The following is a 603-nucleotide window of genomic DNA, read 5'->3' as shown; positions in this document are numbered from 1 at the left end:
CTCGGCCTCGGATTTGACTTTCCCGAGCAGAATTTCATACTCCGACCGGGCCTGTTCGTATCGCACGGCCGCCAGCCGCACCTCGGTGATGATCTGGTTGCGCAGGACCAGTTCCCGGCGGGTGAGTTGCTCCAGTTCGGCCTCGGCGCGAGCGATGCCCCCCTGGTTCTGGTTGAAGATCGGGACGGTGACGCGGAGGGCGGGGCCGAACTCGTGCCCGGTCTTTTTGCCGCTGGTGGCGTCGGCGATGCCGAGCAGGCGGATCCAGCTTAGTTTGCTGAACCGAAGCCGCTCCTCGGCGGCCTCGCGGGCGTGCAGGGCGGCGAGTCCGTCCGGCCGGTGATGAACCGCCTCGTCGACAAGGGCGTCCACCGAGACGGCCGGGTGTTGGATCGTCGGCGGGTTGGCGACCGGAATCGTCTCGGTGATCTTGGGGACGCCCATCAGGTTCTTGAGGCGTTCCTCGGCGAGAGGCACCTCGAAGCGAATGCGGGTGGCATCTTGGGAGGCGAGGAGGGCGTCAATGCGGGCGGTGGTCACCTCCTGCACGCTGGCGTCCCCGGCCTTGAGGCGGGCCTCGGCCAGTTCGGCGATCTTGCCCCG

General features: G+C 67.7%; 1 protein-coding gene. It reads right to left on the bottom strand.

Features of this window, described 5'->3' with window-relative positions; translation table 11 throughout:
- Positions 1-603: TolC family protein (locus BGIM_RS0100840; RefSeq protein WP_020467928.1), on the bottom strand; the 603-nt coding region annotated here is incomplete at both ends.

It is taken from the genome of Zavarzinella formosa DSM 19928 (assembly GCF_000255705.1).
Taxonomy (GTDB): Bacteria; Planctomycetota; Planctomycetia; order Gemmatales; family Gemmataceae; genus Zavarzinella; species Zavarzinella formosa.
Note: the sequence above shows the minus strand (reverse complement) of the source record. Positions and strands in the feature narration are given on the sequence as shown.